Annotated in this window: 16 protein-coding genes; all 16 read right to left on the minus strand. The window is 41.4% G+C overall.

Features of this window, described 5'->3' with window-relative positions; translation table 11 throughout:
• Positions 1-113: 113 nt before the first annotated feature.
• Positions 114-1,520, minus strand: a complete 1,407-nt coding sequence (locus AC5YB1_RS14285; protein ID WP_494519722.1) for an McrC family protein — start codon at positions 1,518-1,520, stop codon at positions 114-116.
• On the minus strand, positions 1,510-4,095 hold the full coding sequence (locus AC5YB1_RS14290) for an McrB family protein (RefSeq protein WP_494519723.1): 2,586 nt from the start codon (positions 4,093-4,095) through the stop codon (positions 1,510-1,512). Before AC5YB1_RS14290 ends, AC5YB1_RS14285 begins: the two co-directional genes overlap by 11 nt.
• 3 nt (positions 4,096-4,098) lie before the next feature.
• On the minus strand, positions 4,099-7,401 hold the full coding sequence (locus AC5YB1_RS14295; RefSeq protein WP_494519724.1) for a type I restriction endonuclease subunit R: 3,303 nt from the start codon (positions 7,399-7,401) through the stop codon (positions 4,099-4,101).
• A 96-nt stretch (positions 7,402-7,497) separates the two neighbouring features.
• On the minus strand, positions 7,498-8,340 hold the full coding sequence (locus AC5YB1_RS14300) for a hypothetical protein (protein WP_494519725.1): 843 nt from the start codon (positions 8,338-8,340) through the stop codon (positions 7,498-7,500).
• Positions 8,340-9,578 (minus strand): restriction endonuclease subunit S, encoded by a 1,239-nt coding sequence (locus AC5YB1_RS14305; protein ID WP_494519726.1) that lies wholly within the window; start codon positions 9,576-9,578, stop codon positions 8,340-8,342. The genes AC5YB1_RS14300 and AC5YB1_RS14305 overlap by 1 nt, the downstream gene beginning before the upstream one ends.
• Complete coding sequence (locus AC5YB1_RS14310) at positions 9,568-11,226, minus strand: type I restriction-modification system subunit M (protein ID WP_494519727.1); 1,659 nt, start codon at positions 11,224-11,226, stop codon at positions 9,568-9,570. Before AC5YB1_RS14310 ends, AC5YB1_RS14305 begins: the two co-directional genes overlap by 11 nt.
• A gap of 200 nt (positions 11,227-11,426) precedes the next feature.
• Positions 11,427-12,008 (minus strand): recombinase family protein, encoded by a 582-nt coding sequence (locus AC5YB1_RS14315; RefSeq protein ID WP_494519728.1) that lies wholly within the window; start codon positions 12,006-12,008, stop codon positions 11,427-11,429.
• Between the two features lie 161 nt (positions 12,009-12,169).
• Positions 12,170-13,270 carry a tyrosine-type recombinase/integrase gene (locus tag AC5YB1_RS14320; RefSeq protein ID WP_494519729.1) on the minus strand — a complete coding sequence of 367 codons (1,101 nt, stop codon included), beginning with the start codon at positions 13,268-13,270 and terminating at the stop codon, positions 12,170-12,172.
• The gene (locus tag AC5YB1_RS14325) at positions 13,254-13,745 is read right to left on the minus strand and encodes a helix-turn-helix domain-containing protein (RefSeq protein WP_494519730.1); all 492 of its coding nucleotides are present in this window, start codon (positions 13,743-13,745) and stop codon (positions 13,254-13,256) included. Before AC5YB1_RS14325 ends, AC5YB1_RS14320 begins: the two co-directional genes overlap by 17 nt.
• Positions 13,738-13,938 carry a helix-turn-helix transcriptional regulator gene (locus AC5YB1_RS14330; RefSeq protein ID WP_494519731.1) on the minus strand — a complete coding sequence of 67 codons (201 nt, stop codon included), beginning with the start codon at positions 13,936-13,938 and terminating at the stop codon, positions 13,738-13,740. The genes AC5YB1_RS14325 and AC5YB1_RS14330 overlap by 8 nt, the downstream gene beginning before the upstream one ends.
• Before the next feature lie 100 nt (positions 13,939-14,038).
• Positions 14,039-15,169, minus strand: a complete 1,131-nt coding sequence (locus AC5YB1_RS14335; protein ID WP_494519732.1) for a hypothetical protein — start codon at positions 15,167-15,169, stop codon at positions 14,039-14,041.
• Between the two features lie 360 nt (positions 15,170-15,529).
• Positions 15,530-15,949: a hypothetical protein gene (locus AC5YB1_RS14340; RefSeq protein WP_494519733.1), complete on the minus strand. Its 420-nt coding sequence runs from the start codon at positions 15,947-15,949 to the stop codon at positions 15,530-15,532.
• A 429-nt stretch (positions 15,950-16,378) separates the two neighbouring features.
• Entirely contained in the window at positions 16,379-17,668 is a 1,290-nt protein-coding gene (locus tag AC5YB1_RS14345) for an MBL fold metallo-hydrolase (protein ID WP_494519734.1), read from the minus strand.
• Between the two features lie 6 nt (positions 17,669-17,674).
• Positions 17,675-18,601 carry a hypothetical protein gene (locus tag AC5YB1_RS14350; RefSeq protein WP_494519735.1) on the minus strand — a complete coding sequence of 309 codons (927 nt, stop codon included), beginning with the start codon at positions 18,599-18,601 and terminating at the stop codon, positions 17,675-17,677.
• 2 nt (positions 18,602-18,603) lie between these two features.
• Positions 18,604-19,272, minus strand: a complete 669-nt coding sequence (locus AC5YB1_RS14355; RefSeq protein ID WP_494519736.1) for a metallophosphoesterase family protein — start codon at positions 19,270-19,272, stop codon at positions 18,604-18,606.
• A 43-nt stretch (positions 19,273-19,315) separates the two neighbouring features.
• The gene (locus AC5YB1_RS14360) at positions 19,316-19,771 is read right to left on the minus strand and encodes a hypothetical protein (protein WP_494519737.1); all 456 of its coding nucleotides are present in this window, start codon (positions 19,769-19,771) and stop codon (positions 19,316-19,318) included.
• Positions 19,772-19,784 lie beyond the last annotated feature (13 nt).

Raw genomic sequence — 19,784 nt, forward strand, 5'->3', positions numbered from 1 at the left:
ACCGCTTACATCATGCTGCACACAAAACTTAACATCTTGATACCAAAGGGTTAAATTTCAACTAAATTTTAAATACCCTTCTTTATACCCTCAACTATTAACTGAGCCTTAGGTTACACCACGAGCAATGTAGTTAGCTTTTCTATAGCCTTGATGATAGGCACTGTATTACTTTCCTGTGCCTTACAAGGCCATCTAACCCCTACCGTGTCGGTATTAATAATCTCAAACGGTACAACCCATAACCTATGCCTGTCACCCAATTCAAATGGACTCGATAACGGTTCACTAAAGTTATCTTGTCTTGGATAGATCAATACAACATCCTTTCCAGCATTGGTGTCTGCCAGATATTTTTTCGCATAGGCAAATAGCTGATAGATATCTGATTGTGAGATATTCGAATTACTTAACTTGGTATCAAGAAGCTTCCATTTAGTATCAAGCACAATTTGATTGCTCTTCCCTTGTTTAACTACCAAATCAGGGCGCAGGCTAAACTTATCTCGGCCATCATAACTAGCCAGATACTCACCAGTAACTTGCGAACTAATGGTAAGTTCAGGGTGAGTCACCGCTAGCTGATCTTTTAATACCTTAGCAACGTAGTCTTCAAACACCTTCTCCATAGGAAATAACAAAGAAACAGCGTGAGATTTACCTTTCATGCTTTGTGGAGAGAAGCCCTCTAATATCAACTTGCACCACGCCAATGGCACCTGATAGTAGTTCATGCCTCTATCGAGTTTCACATTAGTAAAATCCAACTTGTAGTCACTGCTTTGAGGCACCTCATTAAAGACAAACTCTAGTTCTTGGAGTAGCTTTTGATTCGCAGCACTACGACTGATGGTTTTCACTTTCAACAGGGCTGAATGAAGTAAGCGATTAGCTGGGCGATCAAGCAAAAACTCATCATACTCACAGTAGAACTTATGTTTGTTGATGTAATTACGCTTAACCTGCTTACCTACATTGAGCTTCCCCTTCAAGAAGGCTAGGTTATCTTCCCTGCGAACATAATCACTCCTCAACCCCCGCTTCACTAATACATTAACCGATTTTAAAAACTGGCTAATAAACACTTCCAGCAGCGGCATTTTCTGGCTTGCAATATTCGCACTTGAGGTTTGAATATGAGAAAAGCCCTTTAAAGATCTCAGCATAACTAATAATGATTTTCGTGCCTTGTCATAAGCACTTTCACTATTGCCTGCCCCTTCCCCTTTAAAACCCTTACCAACTTTAGGTAGCACTTCAATTTGTGTTCTGTCCTGTGTAAATATCACCCCTGCGTAGTTTTGGACTTGCAGGACTTCCATATTACGGCGACGACGTAGCTGTAACAGCTTACTTTCACTCTCATCACTTAAACAAAGGGATTTTAGGTACTCATAAGCTGCATTTGAGACCACCTGAATGTGCGAATAACCAGATGACTCATAACCTGCTTTGGCTGCACTGTCATCACTGACTAAGCAATCAAATTCAAACAGGGTGATTTCTTTCTTAGCCCTCAACTACTTTGCCCTTCACGCTTTTAGGTGAATAAATACCAATATAGGCTTCGGCTTTATCCCATATAGAATCTTTACAATCAAAAGGTTTCATTTGATAAGTAGTTTTACTGTCCTCATAAAGCTCTAAGCCGTGATCACCACCAAACAGCTCTGTATATGACTTATTCTGAACCTCAAGAAGTCGTAGGCTCTCGCTATCACCTTCTTTTAAACTATCACCAAGAACCAAGCGTATCTTGTTCCAGTCTTCGTAGAAGTACTCTTCAAGTAGAGGGATAATCTTATTTTTAAATGCCTCTTTTAGCTTTGTGAAGGCAAGCTCTTGTTTACCTGCCTTTGCTGCGTTGTAAGCTGGAAATAGGAACGCATGACCAAGCGTGTGTTCACGGTCATATAACACTTCAATACGTTTATTGAGGGCTTCAAGTAAGGTTTGTAAATTGATTTGCTGTTCTTGCCATTCAATACTATGGTCGCTAAACAAATCAGCTCTGGGCAACATCTCAACGAAATCAAAACGGCGACGCAGTGCTGTATCCATCATCGCTAGTGAACGGTCAGCTGTATTCATTGTACCAATGATGTGAAGATTGTCGGGAACAGAAAACTTGCCGTCAGAACTAGATAGTGGAAGCTGTAATTCCAGTTCTTCATCAGCACCTTTTCGTTTTGTGGGCTCAATCAGTGTAATCAGTTCCCCAAAGATTTTAGAGATGTTGCCACGATTAATTTCATCAATAACTAATACATAGTTTTGACGCTTTACCGCTGGTTGCTGCTTGATTGGTACCAGCCCCTTTAAGTAACGAACTAGCGGGTTATAGTAAACTCCAAGACCAGAGGTGTAATCTCGTGTGCCTTCAAAGATATCTTTCAATGTATTGATACTAAGAGTATGGTCTTTTTTGCCATTACTTTTCTCAAAGAAAATACGTTTAGCATTAAAATCCATCACACGAAAAGTCGTTTGAGACATCGTAATTTCAAGGCTGTCCTTTTCAGCTAATAGTTCAGAAAAAGCTTGCCAACATAGCTCAAAACTATGAGATTTTGATGCAGCCTTTTCAGTCGTGTGCTTAGCTGCTTCATCACATATTTGTCGGAAGATCCCCTTCTCAACATCATAAGAGATCTCACCATCTTCCGAGTTTGCTTTTAATCCCTCTACAAACTCTTCATAGCCATAACTTTGATGAAAGGTCACAAATCGAATTCGACCTGCATCACTCAATGTTCCGTACATTTCAGTAAGTAATAGACGCTGCTCTTCATTCGCGCCTAACTTTGGTTCAATACCAAGGCCAGCATACTCATCAGGCTCAGCGGCTTTTACCGCGGCTTCAATGGTATGGTAAGTTTTACCTGTTCCTGGTGGGCCGTAGAGAATTTGATTCAGTGGTGATTTCATAATTTTTTTACCGTATTCAGATGCTGGTTCTCGGACTTCCAAATTATCGACAGGATTGGCTTTATTCAAAGATTCATAGATGTACCAAAGCGTCACATTAATAGCATCGGTATCCATTATATCTTTTAACAGTGGCTGAATCGTTTCAAGCAGCTCTTGATTAAGCCCATACCAATTTAAAGAACTTGGATTCTTTAGTCTTAGGTGAAACCTAGCATCGAGATACTGATAGACTTTTCTTAACGCATCTTCCGCGACAGTTGTGGATAATTCAGTCGGGTGCAATGAGGCAAAAACACGGTTCGTTGTTGCCCAATATCGGCGGGAAATTTTGCCCTCGTTAAGAAGACGGTTTAGCAACTCAATAGATTGCTGGTAAAGCTCCGGTGAAGAGCCCTCAATAAGCATACGAGTGAATTTAATTAAGTCAGGCTCTGATTTACGGTAATCATCGCCACTCATAATTCCGTTTTTAATAGAAGCAACCCATGTTGAGCCTTTAGTCCATAGCTCTTTAATAGCCTGCTCATCTGAAGCTTTCTCTTTGGCTGACAACTGGTTGTAGCTACGGTATTCACCTACCCATTTTCCATCATTACCACCTCGGCTTTCAAAGACATCAAGGAAGTACTCTTGAAGGGACACTGATGTTCCTGAATCGCTTCCTTTAACACTGTCTAACCACTTGCCCAATAATTTTTCGAGTACGTTGTCGATGTCAGGTCGGCTCATTTTCACCCAAAAGTATTTAGGTGTTGGCTTTTCATTTTCATCATAAAAGACATCTAGTTGTTGCGCCAATAGTGCCAATTCATCAGTTGCAAGCTGCCAATTTGAGAAAGAACTCAGAGCAGAATTTATTTTCTCTGGATTTAAGCGAGTACCAGCAAGTTCGAATTCTTGCTTATTACCATTAAACCCACCTATAACTGTATTTCGTACCGCACTTCCCGATACTTCAAGTTTAAAAAGCAAGCACTCTCTGTTGCCAGAATAAGGTGTTAAATGAAATCTTGCTGCAAACTCTACAAACTTCCGAATACTTGGTTGATGCTGCCAGTTCTCGATGAGAGCTATTAATTTGGGGTCATTAAACTTAACATCAGTCCTAGCTATGAACTCTTCCGTATAACCACAATCGATTAGAAACTTCTTTATTACATTCATACGTTAGTTATTCTTCTTATAATTCTCAGCCTGCTCTAGCACGCCTTTGTATACGTCATCATTGACTACTGGTGGAAAGCCGTATTTGTGTAGTAGTAAGATTAAGTCCACCTTCAACTTGGCTTTAATGTCATCACGCCCAGCCCAGTCTGGGTATTGGGCTACATTATCTACCGTGATTTTCATATCTTTGGCGAGTTCAAGCATCTTGTCATCATCGTAGGTGAAGTCGTACTTTTTACGCATATGCGTCAAAATATCAAAGAACGCCTTCTCTTCTAGGTCGATCCCTAAGTCTTCAAACGATCCCATCTCTTTTGCGATATCAAAGATAATGTCTGTCATTTCTTGAGAGAAGGTATCGAACTCTTCGCCATTTAGTACGTCATCTTCACGGCGCTCGTTATATTGCTCCACCAGCGATTGGAAACGCTTTGAAAAGTTAATACCTTGCAGTTGGTTTACTTTTTTAAAGTCGCTTATCGCCTTCTCTAGTAGCTTTTGGAGTAGCTGAATCTTAGTGTTCGGCAGCTTAATCTTATTTATTCGTGCTAAGTAATCTTCATCGAATATATCGATAGCTTCCGCCTGCTCATCACCAATAGTAAAGATCTCTTCTACGCCATCAGCTCGTAGGGCTTCAGCCACCAGCTCACGAACACGCTTATTCATTTGCGCCGTATCAGGGGCATCACCCTTGGTTAATTTAAAGATTATAGAACGCACGGCAATGTAGAAATGGATTTGGTCCCGCTCTTGCTGTGATAACAGTTCACTACCACAACAGACGTCATAAGCCGCTTTAAGGCGCTTAACTAAGCCCATAAAGCGGGTTTCGCCTTTCTTCGTTTGAAGTATGTATTCAGCCGACTGATTAAGGCATTCCAGCTGTTTACAGGGTTCTCCTGATAAGTAACCAGAGGTATCGAATTTATGAAACATCTGCCCTAGTAAATCCAGATGGTTCTTTACCTCGACAGTTGAAAAACGCACATCTTCAAAATTGCTTTCATCCGCCTTGGAATATTTAGCTAGCGCTTGATTCATGCGTGATTTAATACCGATGTAATCGACAACTAAGCCTTTGGCTTTATCTTCAAACTTACGGTTAACGCGAGAGATGGTTTGGATCAGATTATGCTTTTGCAGTGGCTTATAAATATAGATGGTATCAAGCTCTGGCACGTCAAAACCTGTTAACCACATATCCACTACTATGGTGACTTTAAAGTTCGACTTAGGATTCTTAAACTGCTTATCAAGCTCTTTACGATTATCTTTAGTGCCTAGTAAATTGTACTGCTCTGCATCATCGTCTTTACCGCGAGTCATCACCATCTGCACCATCGCAAGCGGCTTTAACTCTTCTTTCTCTTTTTCGGTAAGCTTAACGCCATCAATGGCGAGCTTTTCCTCAAACCACTCAGGCTTTAACTTTTTAAGCTCTTTATAAAATTCAAACGCTATTTCACGGCTGGCACAGACAAACATCGCCTTACCTTTAATGGTTGAGCCTTCTCGTACACGTCCTCCATAGTGCTCAGCAAAGTCTTTCGCAAGTGTTTTGATGATGTCTGGATCGCCCAGAATAACATTCATATTGGCAGAAGCTTTCTTGCTCTCTTCTATTTGATGCTCATTGGTGCCAGCGTCTTCACACGCTTGATAGTATTTTTCAACCTCTTCAAGCTTACTATTATCAAGAATAACCTTAGCGGCGCGCCCTTCATAAACAATGCGTACCGTAATTTCATCATTGACCGATTCGGTCATGGTGTAGCTGTCTACAGCATCACCAAACACTTTAAGGGTCGCATCAATAGGCGTTCCAGTGAAGCCAACATAAGTCGCACTTGGTAGAGAGTCATGTAGGTACTTAGCAAAGCCGTAAGTCTCTTTTACATCAACCGCTACACCATCTTGATATTTGATGACGACTTTCTTATCGAGGTTCACCTGCGAGCGGTGTGCTTCGTCTGAAATACAGATGATGTTAGTACGCTCAGAGAGCAGTTCGATATCTTCGGTAAACTTATGAATGGTCGTGAGGAATACACCACCACTTTTAATACCTTGTAGCTTGTTTCTTAAATCTTGGCGGCTCGTCACTGGCACTACCATCTCATCGCCAATGTAATCAGAGGCATTACAGAACTGTTTAGAAAGCTGGTCATCGAGATCGTTGCGGTCGGTAATAAGTACAATGGTTGGGCTTTCGAAATCGATGCTTTTCATCAGTAGGCGAGATAGAAATTGCATGGTGAAGCTCTTACCACACCCTGTTGCGCCAAAGTAGGTACCGCCTTTACCACTACCGTATGGCTTACGCTCTTTGTCGATGTTGTAGTAAAGCTTACGTGCTGCGTAGTACTGCGGGTAACGGCAACAGATTTTTATCTCTTTCTTTGAGGTATCAGGGAAGAAGACAAAGTTCTTCACCACGTCAATTAATCGGATTTGGTTAAACAGCCCGGCAATCATGGTGTAGAGGGAATTAATACCATCCTTTTCGGTAGACTCATTACCCGTCACCTTGCGCCAAGCGTAGAAGAACTCATACGGGGCAAACAGGTTACCCATTTTGTTGTTCACACCATCACTGATAATGCACATAGCGTTGTAGACGAACAGTTTCGGAATGTCGCGGCGATAGCGAGTGCAGATTTGCTTCCATGCATCAAAAATGGTCGCGTCCTTCTCTCGCACGGCGCTTTTGAATTCAAACACCACCAGCGGTAAGCCGTTCACATAAAGGATGCCATCAGGGATTCTTACTTGCTCTCCGTTTTCAGGAGTGACGCCCTCAATCTCTAACTGATTGACGATTTTATAGAGATTCGTGTCAGTCGGGTCTAAGTGATGTGTTTCTAAGTACGTCACCTTACCTTCTGCCACTTTTTTCTCAGGAGATTTACTTTTGACTTCTAGCAGAGGAACAAACATCAAACGTAAGGCTTGTGCCAAATGTTTGGTATCTATCAATTCAATATGAAGGTCTTTCTTTGAGCGGTCTTCACGTTTAAACAGGAAGCCATTGCTTAACCATTGGCAGAAGGTTTTATTGCTATGGTACAAATCACTGGCAGGCAACGTTGAGAGCATACGAACAATGGTGTCGATTTCGCTCTCAGTGATACCGTCGCCTTGATACTGTTTGGCAAGGTAGTTTCGCAAGTCCTCTACAATGAGCACCTGTTCTTTATCACTACGGTCAATGTCACTACCAATAAAGTGTGGGTAACCCTGATCACCGAGCAGTTCAATAATGGCTTGTTCTAATTTGGCTTCTGTAAAAGTTAAGCTCATAGTTTGGTATCCGTTCCTAGCACAACAGAAAGAGGTTGCCCCCTGTTTTTATCAGAGCCACAGGGGAGAGGCTTTTGTTCAGCGGGTAATTTTAAGTTAATCCACCAGCGCTTTAGCATGTTCTACTTGCAGGTTTTCCAAGTCGATTTCGCCGGAGGGTGAGTTAGAATCACCTTTTACTTCCATTTCATCTAAAAGCCAATTTCTAAGCGGTACCCCATTACGACAACTTGATGAATAGTAAATGAAGTCATGCCGATTTTTGTATACAACCCCCTTTATGTGGGGGTTGTCTACAAAGTAATTACAGCTGATTGGTGAACCAGACTTCGTAAGTAGGTTCATTTTTCTCTTGAGCACAGAGCCATCACTAAATATCTCTACTACTGGTGACTCGTCAAATAGAACAGATTCGACACGTTGCCCTATCAATGGAAGGTAACTTGTATCAATTTCATCTGTAGAAATCACAATTACACAATCATCACACGGCTTAACAAAATCAGACTTAAGATACCTCTGATATTGCTCTGACTTTTTCGAGAGTGCAGCAGTGAGCCGACGTTCAAAGTCTTCATCTCTTAAAGATGCTGAAATCATCGTAACACCGCTATCAGCATTTACTTGGCGAACACCTGAATTAGGTGCATCATCGCCACTTTGTGGGCATATAGCTTCTAACCAGATAACTCCCTTGGCTTTAGCCTGCGTTCTAACACAAAAATCGGGACCATCATCTTTTGAGCTTATATCCAAATTCAAAGCGATAAGATACTCAGCAAGCTCTAGCTCTAAAATAGATTGCCAAGGCATGCTTTTAGATTGAGAGTCGAACTTAGAATCTAAAATGCCACCTTGTTCAGATTTATACTTGCTTACAGATTCAACTAACTCTATCAGGCGGGCTTCTAACTTTAGATAGTCTTGATGCTCGTTCATTACAAGTTTACCTCAACGGCTGCTAAGTCGATTTCGCCGGAAAGCAATTTAGGAAGCAAGGTGTCACGGAGCCCGGCTAACTGGTTACTCTGAAGTCGTAAGTTAAGACTTTGATTGATTAGCGGAAGTAAAACTTCATCCATCTTATCTCTTAGTGCTTTTGGAGGGATAACACACAATGATTCACTTAAATGACCACGTTTTATGTGTCCCATCGTTACCGCTTTATCTTTAGCAATTTGCTGGAATTTCGCTAGATGGTGCTTTGTCCAGTATAGGTATAACGGTAGGTTGTATTCCTCACTCGTAACCTTAAAAAGGTGTTGATTTAACGCAGCATTACCACCAGTCCATAGATCAATCATCAAAGTGCCTGACCATGAGAAAATCATATCCCCATCGTACACTCTGCAAGATTCCTTAATGTCTGTACGAACCTTCTCTTTGCCATCACAGTAGCCTTGGCGTAACTGAGCAATTTTAAGAACCGGTAGGAAATCATCATCCTCAGATTCTGGTCTAAACTTTTGCAATGCCAATCCGTTTTGGAAGTGAGCAACCTTGTCTAAAGGCTTTACCTCCCATCCCTCAGGAATCAAACCTAACTCAGACTCAACGAGCTTTTCTGGGAAAAGCGAGGCAGTGGCGGCATCCATCCCTTTTGGCTGCTCGCCATTCATTTTGGCTTGCTCTTTATTGAGCATGTTCTGACGAACGGGGTCGAAATCGACGAACCAAGACTTAAATAGCGTTTGCGCCATTTGTTCTAGGGTTTGGTTGATTTGGCGGTTGAGGGTAATTTTTTCTTCAAATTCAGAAAGTAACATACCTATTGCCCGCTGTTCTTCCTTATCTTCAGTCGCATATACCTCGAATGGGTAAACCGCATTCCGGTTTAGAGACTTTTGAGCACTACCAGAATTAAACTGGTCAAAGTCAACTTGTTGCAAGAGATAATATATATACCTAACATCATTACCTTTAAAGTCGGTGACATACAAACAAGTATTTAAAGGCCAAAAGTCACTATGGCTATAACTGACCACCCCCATAGAATTGCCACTTCTGCCAACAACCACCCCCGGACCAGTCATCTTAACTTTGTTATGCCACCCTGTGAGTCCAGATGACCCCATGATAGGTACACTACCTTCAGTTCGGTCTTGTGATGGCAGGTCATGTCCTCTTTGAAGAGTAATTAGATTTCCTAGAGGAATATTCTTCCACTTACTCCCCATAACCCAACGCCTCTAAGTTATGACGAATTGCCTTGTCTAGCTCTTGAGATTGATTCAATTGGGTATAAAGGGTTTGTGAAAGCTCACTCATCTTAGTTTCAAACGGAATGCCATCATCTTCCACTTCGGCTGCACCGACATAGCGGCCCGGTGTCAACACAAAATCATTAGCTTTAATGTCTTCAATGGTCGCTGATTTGCTAAAGCCTGCTTTGTCTTCGTACTTTTCTATTTGGCCGATAAGAGCTCCTGCATTATCGGCATTTCCGCCATCCTTGGCGGTCACCATGTCCACGCGACGATTTTGCCACTCTTCATCTGTACAGCGCCAAGCATGGTAAGTATCGGCAATCAGTGCGATGTCGTCTTTAGTCAGCTCTTTGTTGGTGCGGCTAATCATGGTGCCCATTTCACGAGCATCAATAAACAACGTCTCTTTTTGGCGGTTACGGTAGCCTTTGGTGGTGTTCTCGGTTTTATCTTTAGTGATAAACCAAATACACACTGGAATTTGCGTTGTAAAGAACAACTGCCCCGGCAGAGCAATCATACATTCAACACGGTCGTTCTCGATTAGCTGCTGGCGGATCTCGCCTTCACCTGACGTATTTGAACTCATAGAGCCATTCGCCAATACAAAACCAGCCGTGCCTGTTTCACTTAGCTTAGAGAGCATGTGCAAAATCCAACCGTAGTTGGCGTTGCCTGTTGGCGGTGTACGGTAGCCAACAAAGCGCGCATCATCAGTTAGCTCGGCTTCATTACGCCAGCCTTTAAGGTTAAACGGTGGGTTCGCCATGATGTAATCGGCTTTTAGGTCTTTGTGCTGATCAGCAAAGAAGGTATCGGCTGCACGTTCACCTAAGTTGCCCGATAAACCGCGAATAGCTAAGTTCATCTTCGCCAGTTTATAAGTGGTCGAGGTCAGCTCTTGACCATAAATAGCGATATCTTTGGTGCGCCCTTCGTGCTCTTTAATGAACTTTAAAGACTGAACAAACATACCACCCGAGCCACAAGCTGGGTCATAGATTTTGCCTTGGAAGGGTTCTAGCATTTCCGCTAGTAGTGTTACGACCGACTTAGGTGTATAGAACTCACCACCACCTTTACCTTCGGTTGCTGCAAACTTACCTAGGAAGTATTCGTAAACACGACCGACTAAGTCTTCTTCGCTCATGTCGCATTCGTTCGCTAGCGTGTCGATGTTTTCAATGCTGTCGATAAGGGACGCCAGCTTTTTCACTTCCAAACCTTGACGCGAGAAGTAGTTGTCTGGCAAAGCGTCTTTCAGACTTGGGTTGCTCTTTTCGATGGTTGATAGAGCGGTATCGATAATGATGGCGATATCATCTTGCTTGGCACGCGCTTTAACAAATGACCAACGCGCATCTTCTGGTAAAAAGAAGATGTTGTCTTGCTGGTAGAACTCTTTCATCTCAACAAAGGCTTCTTGCCCGTCGTCTATCATCTTCTGACGGCGCGTTTCAAACTTGTCGCTGATGAACTTTAAGAACACAAGGCTGAGTACTACGTGCTTATATTCTGAAGATTCAACACTGCCACGCAGTTGGTTAGCGGTATCCCAAAGGGTCTCTTCAAAGCCTTTTGTCTTTGTTTGTTTCTTTTTAGCGGGTGCTTTTGCCATGTTCTTAATTACTCTAATAATTTAGGGCTACTGCGATTGTAGGCAGTTCATGGCAAAAGATTATATATGAAATTAAGTGAGTTAAGTTGATAAAGCTCCTATTTTAGGAGCCTTTCTAGGAAGTCTTAGGAAAAGATGTTAACAGTAATAAATCGTCACAATATGAAGCAATCAAAGCTTTTTGCCCTGACGCAGGCAAGCTAGACAATAGAAGCAGTTTTGTTCCAATGCCTTTTAACGGTGGCGATTCCCAAGCCTAATACTTCTGCCGCTTTAGATTGAGATAAGCCCTCGGCTTTTTTTGCTTGAACTGACTGAGTGGTGCCATGGGCTTCAGGTCTCCCAAGCTTCTTGCCCTGAGCTTTAGCTCGTTCAAGTCCTTCTTTTGTTCGCTCTCTGATCCGGTTTCGCTCGAACTCAGCAAAGGCTGAAAACATCTGCAACATCAGCTTCCCCTCAGCACTTGAAAGATCCGCGACGGGAAGATCAAGGCAAACAACCTTGATGCCTTTTTCGGTCAGCAGGTTAATGGTGTTTTGAACGTCGATGTTGTCACGGCCTAAACGGTCTAGCTTTAAGACCACCAGCATGTCGCCACGCTCCATCTGGTGATTGATGAGCATCTTGAACTTTTCACGCTTCATCGCTTCAACAGATCCTGAGACCGTTTCACTGATAGTGCGATCATCATTCACTTCATACCCTCTTTGCCTGATAGCAATAATTTGATTCTCGGTAGTTTGCTCTGTTGTAGAAACACGGCAGTAGGAAAAGATACGCATGGGGCACTCGCTTTGATTAAAGGTATCAAGTATTGGGGTATCATATAATTAAAGTGCCATTAAAGATACACCCTAACTTTATGATACCGATATTAAATAGACAAAGCTGGTATCAATATACGAATGTTTTTTGATACCAGCCATAAGGTCAATTTAATGAATTATTTAGCCATCATTTTCTGAAACTCCATGAATTGCTTAAATTGGTCTTCCATATCTGGCGAGGTCTTTTCTGCAGGCTTTGATAACTTACGCAACAATTCGGCTTGCTTGTAGTCTGGCACATCACCATAACTATAAAAGGTGGTCATCACACTTTCATGCCCAAAATTTTGGCTCCATGCTTTAAACTCTTCTGGTGTCTGACAAAGATTCTCACCTAGCCTTGTCAAAGTATCACGGAAGCTGTGAGGCTTAAAATAAGGCAAACCAGCAGCTTCAAAAGCTTGTTTAAAAATCTTGCGAATTGGACTTGCATTACTCCAATGTTCTTTAAGTAAACCAACAGCTTCAAATTGCTGATTTTTGTTGTGTGCCAACTTAGTCTTTGGAAACAAAGGATCATTTTGCTTATACCCAAGATCCCTAATCAAATACTCAATCCATTCCGTCAGAATCTTTGATGGCAACTCACCCACAGGCAAAAAGTAAGTAGTAAAGGTTTTACTAAATTTTGTTTTTACCTCTCTTGCATCCTGATAAAAGCTTTGTTCGGCAATATCAATATGTTTAATCTTGGCAGAAGCAACAGCTCCGTCTCTTGCGCCAGTTAGGATAACAAAGGCAAATACAGCTCTATCACGCATTTCAATCGCAGTTGAATCAGGCATAGCCTTTAAGGTTTCGATGACCTCCTCAATCTTCGCCACAGTTTTTTTACGCTTGGCATTGGCAATGCGAGTATCTTTTTCTGACAAATTGAAATATTCAATATCGCTATAGTTAATTTTTGCTCGATAGCCTTTTTGCGTTACTAGAAATTGGAAAAAGCCTTTCAAATGTCGAATGGTAGTCAGCACCGTTGCCTTGCTCAATTTATCGCCTGTAACCACTGATTTTCTAGAAAGAAGGAGCTTCTTAAAAGCGATTGCATGCTTAGCTCTAAACTTCTTAAAGTCGAGGTAATTTGTCGCCTCTTCAAACCGATTAATTGATTTCATTACACCGTCAATCGTTGAGTCATCCAGCTGTTTTGCTTCCTTCAAATACTTTACGTACTCGTACAGAATTCGGGCGTTTTTCGTACTATTTTTTTTCATCATTAAATACCTTACCTAAAGGATAATTTAAGGGCTTTTGACCTCTCAGAATTAAGTGCTTTTCAGCTATCGGTAATTTCCCCCCTAGCGCCGTCCAAATTTGATTAACATCACGCCAAGAAACATACTTATTTGCGCGATAACCACACTCACCACAACGGCCTGTCATATGCGCCATGCCTGCTGGCTGTGCGATGAATTCGACTGAATTGATGCTTGGCACTTTAGGGCCCTTGCATTTGAAACAGTACATCTCATTAAGCTCACATCGATGCAGGTAGGTTTTGCGCTTCTGTTTTAAATACAGCTTCAGGTCAGCACCTTGAATGAGTAAAGGGCGGGTTTCATCAATAACTGGCAAGCCAGCACGAATCCAGTTCCGTACAGTTTTCGGATGAACACCCAAAGTTTCGCTAACTTCAATAACGGTATAACTGCGATGGATTTTGATACGATTAGGATTATTACGGCTACTCATGGTTAGCCGCCTTAGATGCTGCAATGCGCTCATCAAGCCATTGCTCAATATCTGACTCCAGCCAACCAACGGCACGATCACCTAATGAGATACTTGCGGGAAAACTCCCATTAGACATAGCTAAATAGATGCCGCTACGTGAAAGACCTGTTTTATATTTAACACCTGGTAGTCGTATAACTCTTTTGGACATAAAAAAACCTCTGAATCGTTTATGGGAACGATTGAGAGGTTATCGAATTGATGTATTACTAAATCCTATTTAGGAAAACCAAATTCATAAATAGGATTTCCTACTTTTCCCTTTTCTCTAATTCTAATTCAACTTCTGCTAATATTCCTACAGTCGTATCATCAGATAAAATCACATCATCCAGTTCGAGATAGGCCTTTACAGCTGAAATAATGTCTCGGGATGAAAAATCGAATTTTGCATTTATTAACATTCCGCCTATAAAAGCTAAGTGCGAACTGCGCTCTTTCGGAGAGTACGGCTTATCACATTTTTTGGGGGACTCATGCGCCTCTTGTAATCTTTTTGTTATTACTTTGTATATAGTATCATGAGATAAAATCACGCCAGCCTGCTCGAGATATCCCCTCACAGATGAAGCTATACCGCGAACTGAAGGGTCGAATTTTGCCTTTGCTAACATTCTACCGATGATAACTAAGTGTGTATTGCGATCTGTCGAAAAATACTGCCTATTACATTGTGTGGTTGCCTCATACTCGTCTTGTGATGACAGAATAAAACGGTCAAGTTCCTCCATTGTCATGACAAGTTGGTAACGAGTCTCCTCAAGAGGAAGGTAAACATCACTTTCTTTATGCCCACCAACCTCACAATGTATTAACATTGAGTTAAGATCCATGAACTCTTCAAGCTCAACATCATTAAGGCTGTTTAGTACAAGGCTGTTACATGGCTTTATATCATCGATAGTTAACCCTTGAGTTCTCAAAAGGCTTTTAATTCTCGCCCATACAGCATTTAGACTGTCTTCACTATCATTAAGAAGAAGGCTTCTTTGAAGTTCGTAGATCAACTCTCCTCGCCTCAAGAAAAAGCCATCCAGCCCTGTAAAGTAAGGTTCAGGGCACCCAACTTCTTTTTGATACAATTCTTCGATTTTTTGAGACTCTATACCAATCATGGCGAGGTCCCAGATATCATTGGTAGCATCGATAGCATCGTTCACCTTATCAAAAACAAGATCGTTATGTTCATCATCTGGGTTACATTTATATTGTCCACTCTTGACATATGTTTGGTTGATAAACCGAGCTGACATCACCAAGCGCTTGTCTAGTACAAACCTATAGAGATCGGCTAACGAAATGTGCTCATCTAATGAAGAAGACAAATGTTTAGCAGCGTCTTCATTAGTTAAATATTTTTTTGTTTTTAATACTTTACTCATTTACAGCCAATTAACCCCTTTATTCCATTAACAACGGAATGCAATCATTCCTACTAATTTCGTGAATAAAAAACAACGACTAAGAAAATCAGTTTTCGATAATAGCCCCGCAACCGGATTATGGTGGCATAAAAATAGCACTGTGAGTGTGAATGGGCTATTAGTTTAGAAAGAGTTAGATCACTGAAAGAGAACAAACAAGAGGAAAGCTATAAGGGAGTTTATAGTTCGCTAATTAAGGCATTATTAGTGTGAATAACACACATAACGGCTCACGAAGCGCGATTCGAGATATTCTTCTCTACCATTCGATTTAAATACTATTGCAGCTTGTGGAGATCAATTTTCGGCCCTAGACCTCTAATTGATAAAAGTGGGCAGATCTTTAGGCTTGGACTGCAGTTCATCATACAGCGCTTGACCATGCGACTTAGGTAAGACCGTCTCACCTCGATGAGAAAAATAGAAGTGATAACAGTTCGTCTCAGTCTTGTACTCACCATATAGCAAGTGGTCAATGTAGCTATAATCACCTGTATTGACTAGCACCAAGTAATCGCCTCGATCCAGACAAACTTTTAGCTGAAGCTCTCTTGCTAGGATAAGCCTGCAGTCATCAAACAAAAATAGCAGTTCGCTGTCTGTTGGAGCGTCCATTCTGCCCTGACTTGCTATACAGATGGTAGTGCCATCTCTTCTGTTGAATTCATAGTCGATGTAGCTATTGTCTGGCTTTTTCCTAAGTGATGAGATTACTTGCTTAAACCACTGCTTCAACATCTTTTATGTACCTCTATGTATGCGATCTATGTCGTGGCCAAATTTAGTGTGTCATTAAATTGGTCTTTAAAAATAGAGGCTAACCACAGTCAGCAGAAATGGGGACATCATTAACCAATGACAACTTCACTATAATGATTATTATCGTTAAGTTGGCAAGCCATTGGTAAACCTTATATTTTTCGACTTAAACGGGCTCAACTTCACGGTAACCGTAACTTACAACCACTTCACGATAGGCTCTAATTTGGCTCAACCTAGTGAACCTGGAGAGATTAGGCTATTGCCACTATATTGTGGTCAAGTACAAACATAATGATTATCATGAAGTCTCACGATGACAGTCTCTTAGCTTGCTGATTAGCTCTCTTGATATCGCATATCCAAATCACTGAGCACAGGCTCTACCTCACAGCAGCTCAATGCATATCATTCACAAACTATCGATTCTCCATTTTCTACTATGTGTACATTATCAAAATAGCTTGAAAACTTGTCACTGTTAAGAGTATGAATTGGTACTAAAACCTTGGGTGATATATTACGTGCAAAGCTCTGTAAGTGCTCTAGGTAAGCATGACCACTCGTATGAATGTATTGCCATGACTCCTGATACTTATTGGCTATCTCTGCAAACTTAGGCTGCTTACTTTGATAGCCTAGCCACATAGAGTAGATCAGATTAGGTTGTATCCCATTTTCTTTAAATGAATCAAGGTATGGTGTCATCGCATAGGGAGATACTCGAAATACATAATTAGTACCTTTAAGCTTACTAAGGTTCACATGGCGCTTGCTATATCGCAGGAAGTCATCACCGAACTCAGCTTTAATGATAGCTAATTGGGATTGAGGAAATATCACTTTTAGATGATCATTTTTATGTGGTGGTAAGCCTGGGGAATACTTCTTTAGCGCCTCAAGCAGGTAAAGTTGGTACAGATCGATGACCAATTCTTTTCCTGTGCGTTTAGTTGCGTTATAGAGACTTACAATACGATCAATATTGCCACCTGAGGCTGAAACAAAAGCAGGCCTATCACTCTCATTTAGGCACACAACCATTGCCTCTTCAACCGAAACTTCGGTAGGGAATTGTTGTGAGTGTCCACCATCAAGAGTTGTCCCTTCAAGCAACATCAGATCAGGCTGCTTCACATTGGCATAGATATAATCGCTAACCTGTGACTTTCGTCCATGCCCACGAAAATCCCCAGTGTAATAAACCTGCTTACCATCAACCTCTATTAGCAGACTACATGCCCCAAAAGCTGAATGATCCATTAAGAAAGCCGTCACTGTAAATGGACCAATCTGAAATGGTTTTCCTGGAGAAAACTGTCGACACTGCTCCAGTGGACTAAATCGCAATGCTTCAGGGTAAAACAAGTTACCAATAGTCATCATAGAGTAGCTACTATCTGACAGGTATATGTTTGAACTTTCAGGTAAAGACCTCAGCAGGCCATAATGATCTGGATGTGCGTGGGATAATAGATAAGCCAAAGGAGGCCTAGTATCTTGCTGTTGAATATCAAGCAAAATACCATTTTCTACCGATGGACTTGCAACCAAGTCAGAATCAATCGATGCTCCAGTGCTATCCATGAGAGGAGCACCGTAATCTAACACAATGCTATCTTCGCCATGGTTTATTTTTACGCAGCTACCACCAATGGTATCAGATCCACGCAATATAGTTACTGAGGTCTGTGACATTTGAAGCTACTCCTTACTCTGTAATTCGTAACTACTACTTTCAGTCATTACCTTCATTGTTACTTTGTTTTCAATTAGCTTATTTTCATAAGGCGACCAACTATTCTGCTTATCTTTTTTCTTATTATAATAAATCAGTAACCTTGGCTCACTATCGATAACTAGCCGTGGTATGTCCCCATTTTCATCTTCTTTCATATTAGCGACGTCTTCAATAATCGACGCCACTGATTTATTTGCTAGCTTGGTTATCTTGGTCAGTACTTGGCAAGCGTTAACAAATGCTACTTTTAACTGCTTTTGACGGTTGTCACCATTTAGAAAGACTCTATAACGCCCCAACTGTTCAAGTACTTTAGAAATGTCACTATCTGCCCCCCAACGTGAGTCAGTCGTGAGTTTAGCCTCCCAAAAGACAAGACGAACTGAACCATCGTGCTGCTCTAGCGATACCAAATCAATTCGGTCAGCCCTACCAGGTAGCCCCATCTCCATATCGATAATATTGTCATTTATAGCGGTAACTTCTTCGACAAAGTTTTTTTCAATACCGTCATACTTCTTTGCACTATCCACCCACTTTTCTAACGTCTTGCTGCCTTGGTAACGTACACTGTCTTTTTCATTCTCAGGGTTAATTATTTCTGGATCATTTCCAGTCAATTTGACATTTTTCTGCGACTTAGCATCTGGAAATACATATTTAATATGTAGCTTTGAGTACAACTCTTTTTTCCTGTTAAATCGAATATAGGCAATAGCTTGTCCTCGATGATAAAAATTGAGGTAGTTTTCACGTACAGCTAAGCGAAGACCAAACTTACCTAGTGGTTTTCCTGCTGGCTCTAGTCGGTTCAGAATGTCCTGCCACCATTGTGGCTTTTCTGCAGGTAACTGGTCAGACTTGAATTTTCGAACAAAGGGTTTTGTCATAACTATTTCTCACTGTCCGTTAGAGTTATTGAGTTAAAGTTCGGCTTGTCAGCGCTTGGGTTACTTCCTGGATTAGAGATAATTCTATTTTTAAATTTACTAAATCGAGCGTGGGGCTGATGCACATGGCCACATAAAACATACTTTGCCTGTAACTCACCAAACTTGATGGCGGATCGGATATCTAGGCAACCCCAATCCTTTTCTCTTTCTTTAGCAACTTTGAGCTTAGATGGGGGAACGTGGTGTAGTAATACGTCACAATCTCTAAATTTATGAAAGTTAGGGTTTTCGTATGGTATACAGCCAAACCGAAAACCGCCTACTTCAACAATGTTGCCATCAAGGTAGAGATGATCTTTTTTCAATCTGCTAAGCCACCGTGCTGATGGCAGTTCATCATTTTCAACCTCTATCTGATCATGATTCCCAGAACAGATAAATGTAGGAATACTGAGTGTTAGTGTCCATTGTTTAATCCACTCAATTTGCTCCTCACTGCTTAGTACCTGACTCAAAGAGTCATCAAGCAGATCACCACTAATACACAAAACATCATAACTGCACGACTGCTCCGTTACCCATTCAAATTGAGCTTGGTTGAAATGCAGATCAGAAACGTGCAGTACCTTCACCGAACGGCCAAGAGCTGACTTAATATCATGAGTCATTTAAAGCTCCTCCGTATAAATTAATAGTCGTAGGAAAACAGGATCAGGCAGATTTATACAAAGCCGCAGCAGCTTGAACCCGTACAATCTCATTTTCACTATCCAGTGCCTGAATTAGCGTATTACGCACTTTATTTTGTAACTCGAACTCTGTTGTAACGGGCTCTTCGGATATATGTTCAGCAACTTTAAGGAACTCCTCCATTGCTGCCGCATGCTTGGAAAAATTACATACCGTTTTGCGTGCGCCTTTCAATGACCTCAAAACACCCGGTGGAAGGAGTGATTTTTTTACGGTCATGACATGCTCAACGGCTACACCGTGGGGATTCCCTTCTTTTGAGTTATCTCGATTCATATCATATTGTACGGATTCGACGGTACGAAACAGATGCATACTTTCAACATTACTTTCTGATGGGCTCAACACTATTGAGCCAACCTCGATATGTAGAAACTGTTCCACTTGAGAAAGGTTATGAGCATTGAGATCTGGCATTGCTTGCTGTAAT

The sequence above is a fragment of the Shewanella sp. 433 genome (assembly GCF_059338565.1).

What these genes read in the sequence shown, in the direction of transcription:
- AC5YB1_RS14335 (WP_494519732.1), bottom strand. Translation starts at nt 15,169, where the DNA reads ATGAGTAAAGTATTAAAAACAAAAAAATATTTAACTAATGAAGACGCT.
- AC5YB1_RS14350 (WP_494519735.1), bottom strand. Translation starts at nt 18,601, where the DNA reads ATGACAAAACCCTTTGTTCGAAAATTCAAGTCTGACCAGTTACCTGCA.
- AC5YB1_RS14310 (WP_494519727.1), bottom strand. Translation starts at nt 11,226, where the DNA reads ATGGCAAAAGCACCCGCTAAAAAGAAACAAACAAAGACAAAAGGCTTT.
- AC5YB1_RS14300 (WP_494519725.1), bottom strand. Translation starts at nt 8,340, where the DNA reads ATGAACGAGCATCAAGACTATCTAAAGTTAGAAGCCCGCCTGATAGAG.
- AC5YB1_RS14320 (WP_494519729.1), bottom strand. Translation starts at nt 13,270, where the DNA reads ATGATGAAAAAAAATAGTACGAAAAACGCCCGAATTCTGTACGAGTAC.
- AC5YB1_RS14295 (WP_494519724.1), bottom strand. Translation starts at nt 7,401, where the DNA reads ATGAGCTTAACTTTTACAGAAGCCAAATTAGAACAAGCCATTATTGAA.
- AC5YB1_RS14355 (WP_494519736.1), bottom strand. Translation starts at nt 19,272, where the DNA reads ATGACTCATGATATTAAGTCAGCTCTTGGCCGTTCGGTGAAGGTACTG.
- AC5YB1_RS14290 (WP_494519723.1), bottom strand. Translation starts at nt 4,095, where the DNA reads ATGAATGTAATAAAGAAGTTTCTAATCGATTGTGGTTATACGGAAGAG.
- AC5YB1_RS14315 (WP_494519728.1), bottom strand. Translation starts at nt 12,008, where the DNA reads ATGCGTATCTTTTCCTACTGCCGTGTTTCTACAACAGAGCAAACTACC.
- AC5YB1_RS14330 (WP_494519731.1), bottom strand. Translation starts at nt 13,938, where the DNA reads ATGTCCAAAAGAGTTATACGACTACCAGGTGTTAAATATAAAACAGGT.
- AC5YB1_RS14360 (WP_494519737.1), bottom strand. Translation starts at nt 19,771, where the DNA reads ATGCCAGATCTCAATGCTCATAACCTTTCTCAAGTGGAACAGTTTCTA.
- AC5YB1_RS14340 (WP_494519733.1), bottom strand. Translation starts at nt 15,949, where the DNA reads ATGTTGAAGCAGTGGTTTAAGCAAGTAATCTCATCACTTAGGAAAAAG.
- AC5YB1_RS14325 (WP_494519730.1), bottom strand. Translation starts at nt 13,745, where the DNA reads ATGAGTAGCCGTAATAATCCTAATCGTATCAAAATCCATCGCAGTTAT.
- AC5YB1_RS14305 (WP_494519726.1), bottom strand. Translation starts at nt 9,578, where the DNA reads ATGGGGAGTAAGTGGAAGAATATTCCTCTAGGAAATCTAATTACTCTT.
- AC5YB1_RS14345 (WP_494519734.1), bottom strand. Translation starts at nt 17,668, where the DNA reads ATGTCACAGACCTCAGTAACTATATTGCGTGGATCTGATACCATTGGT.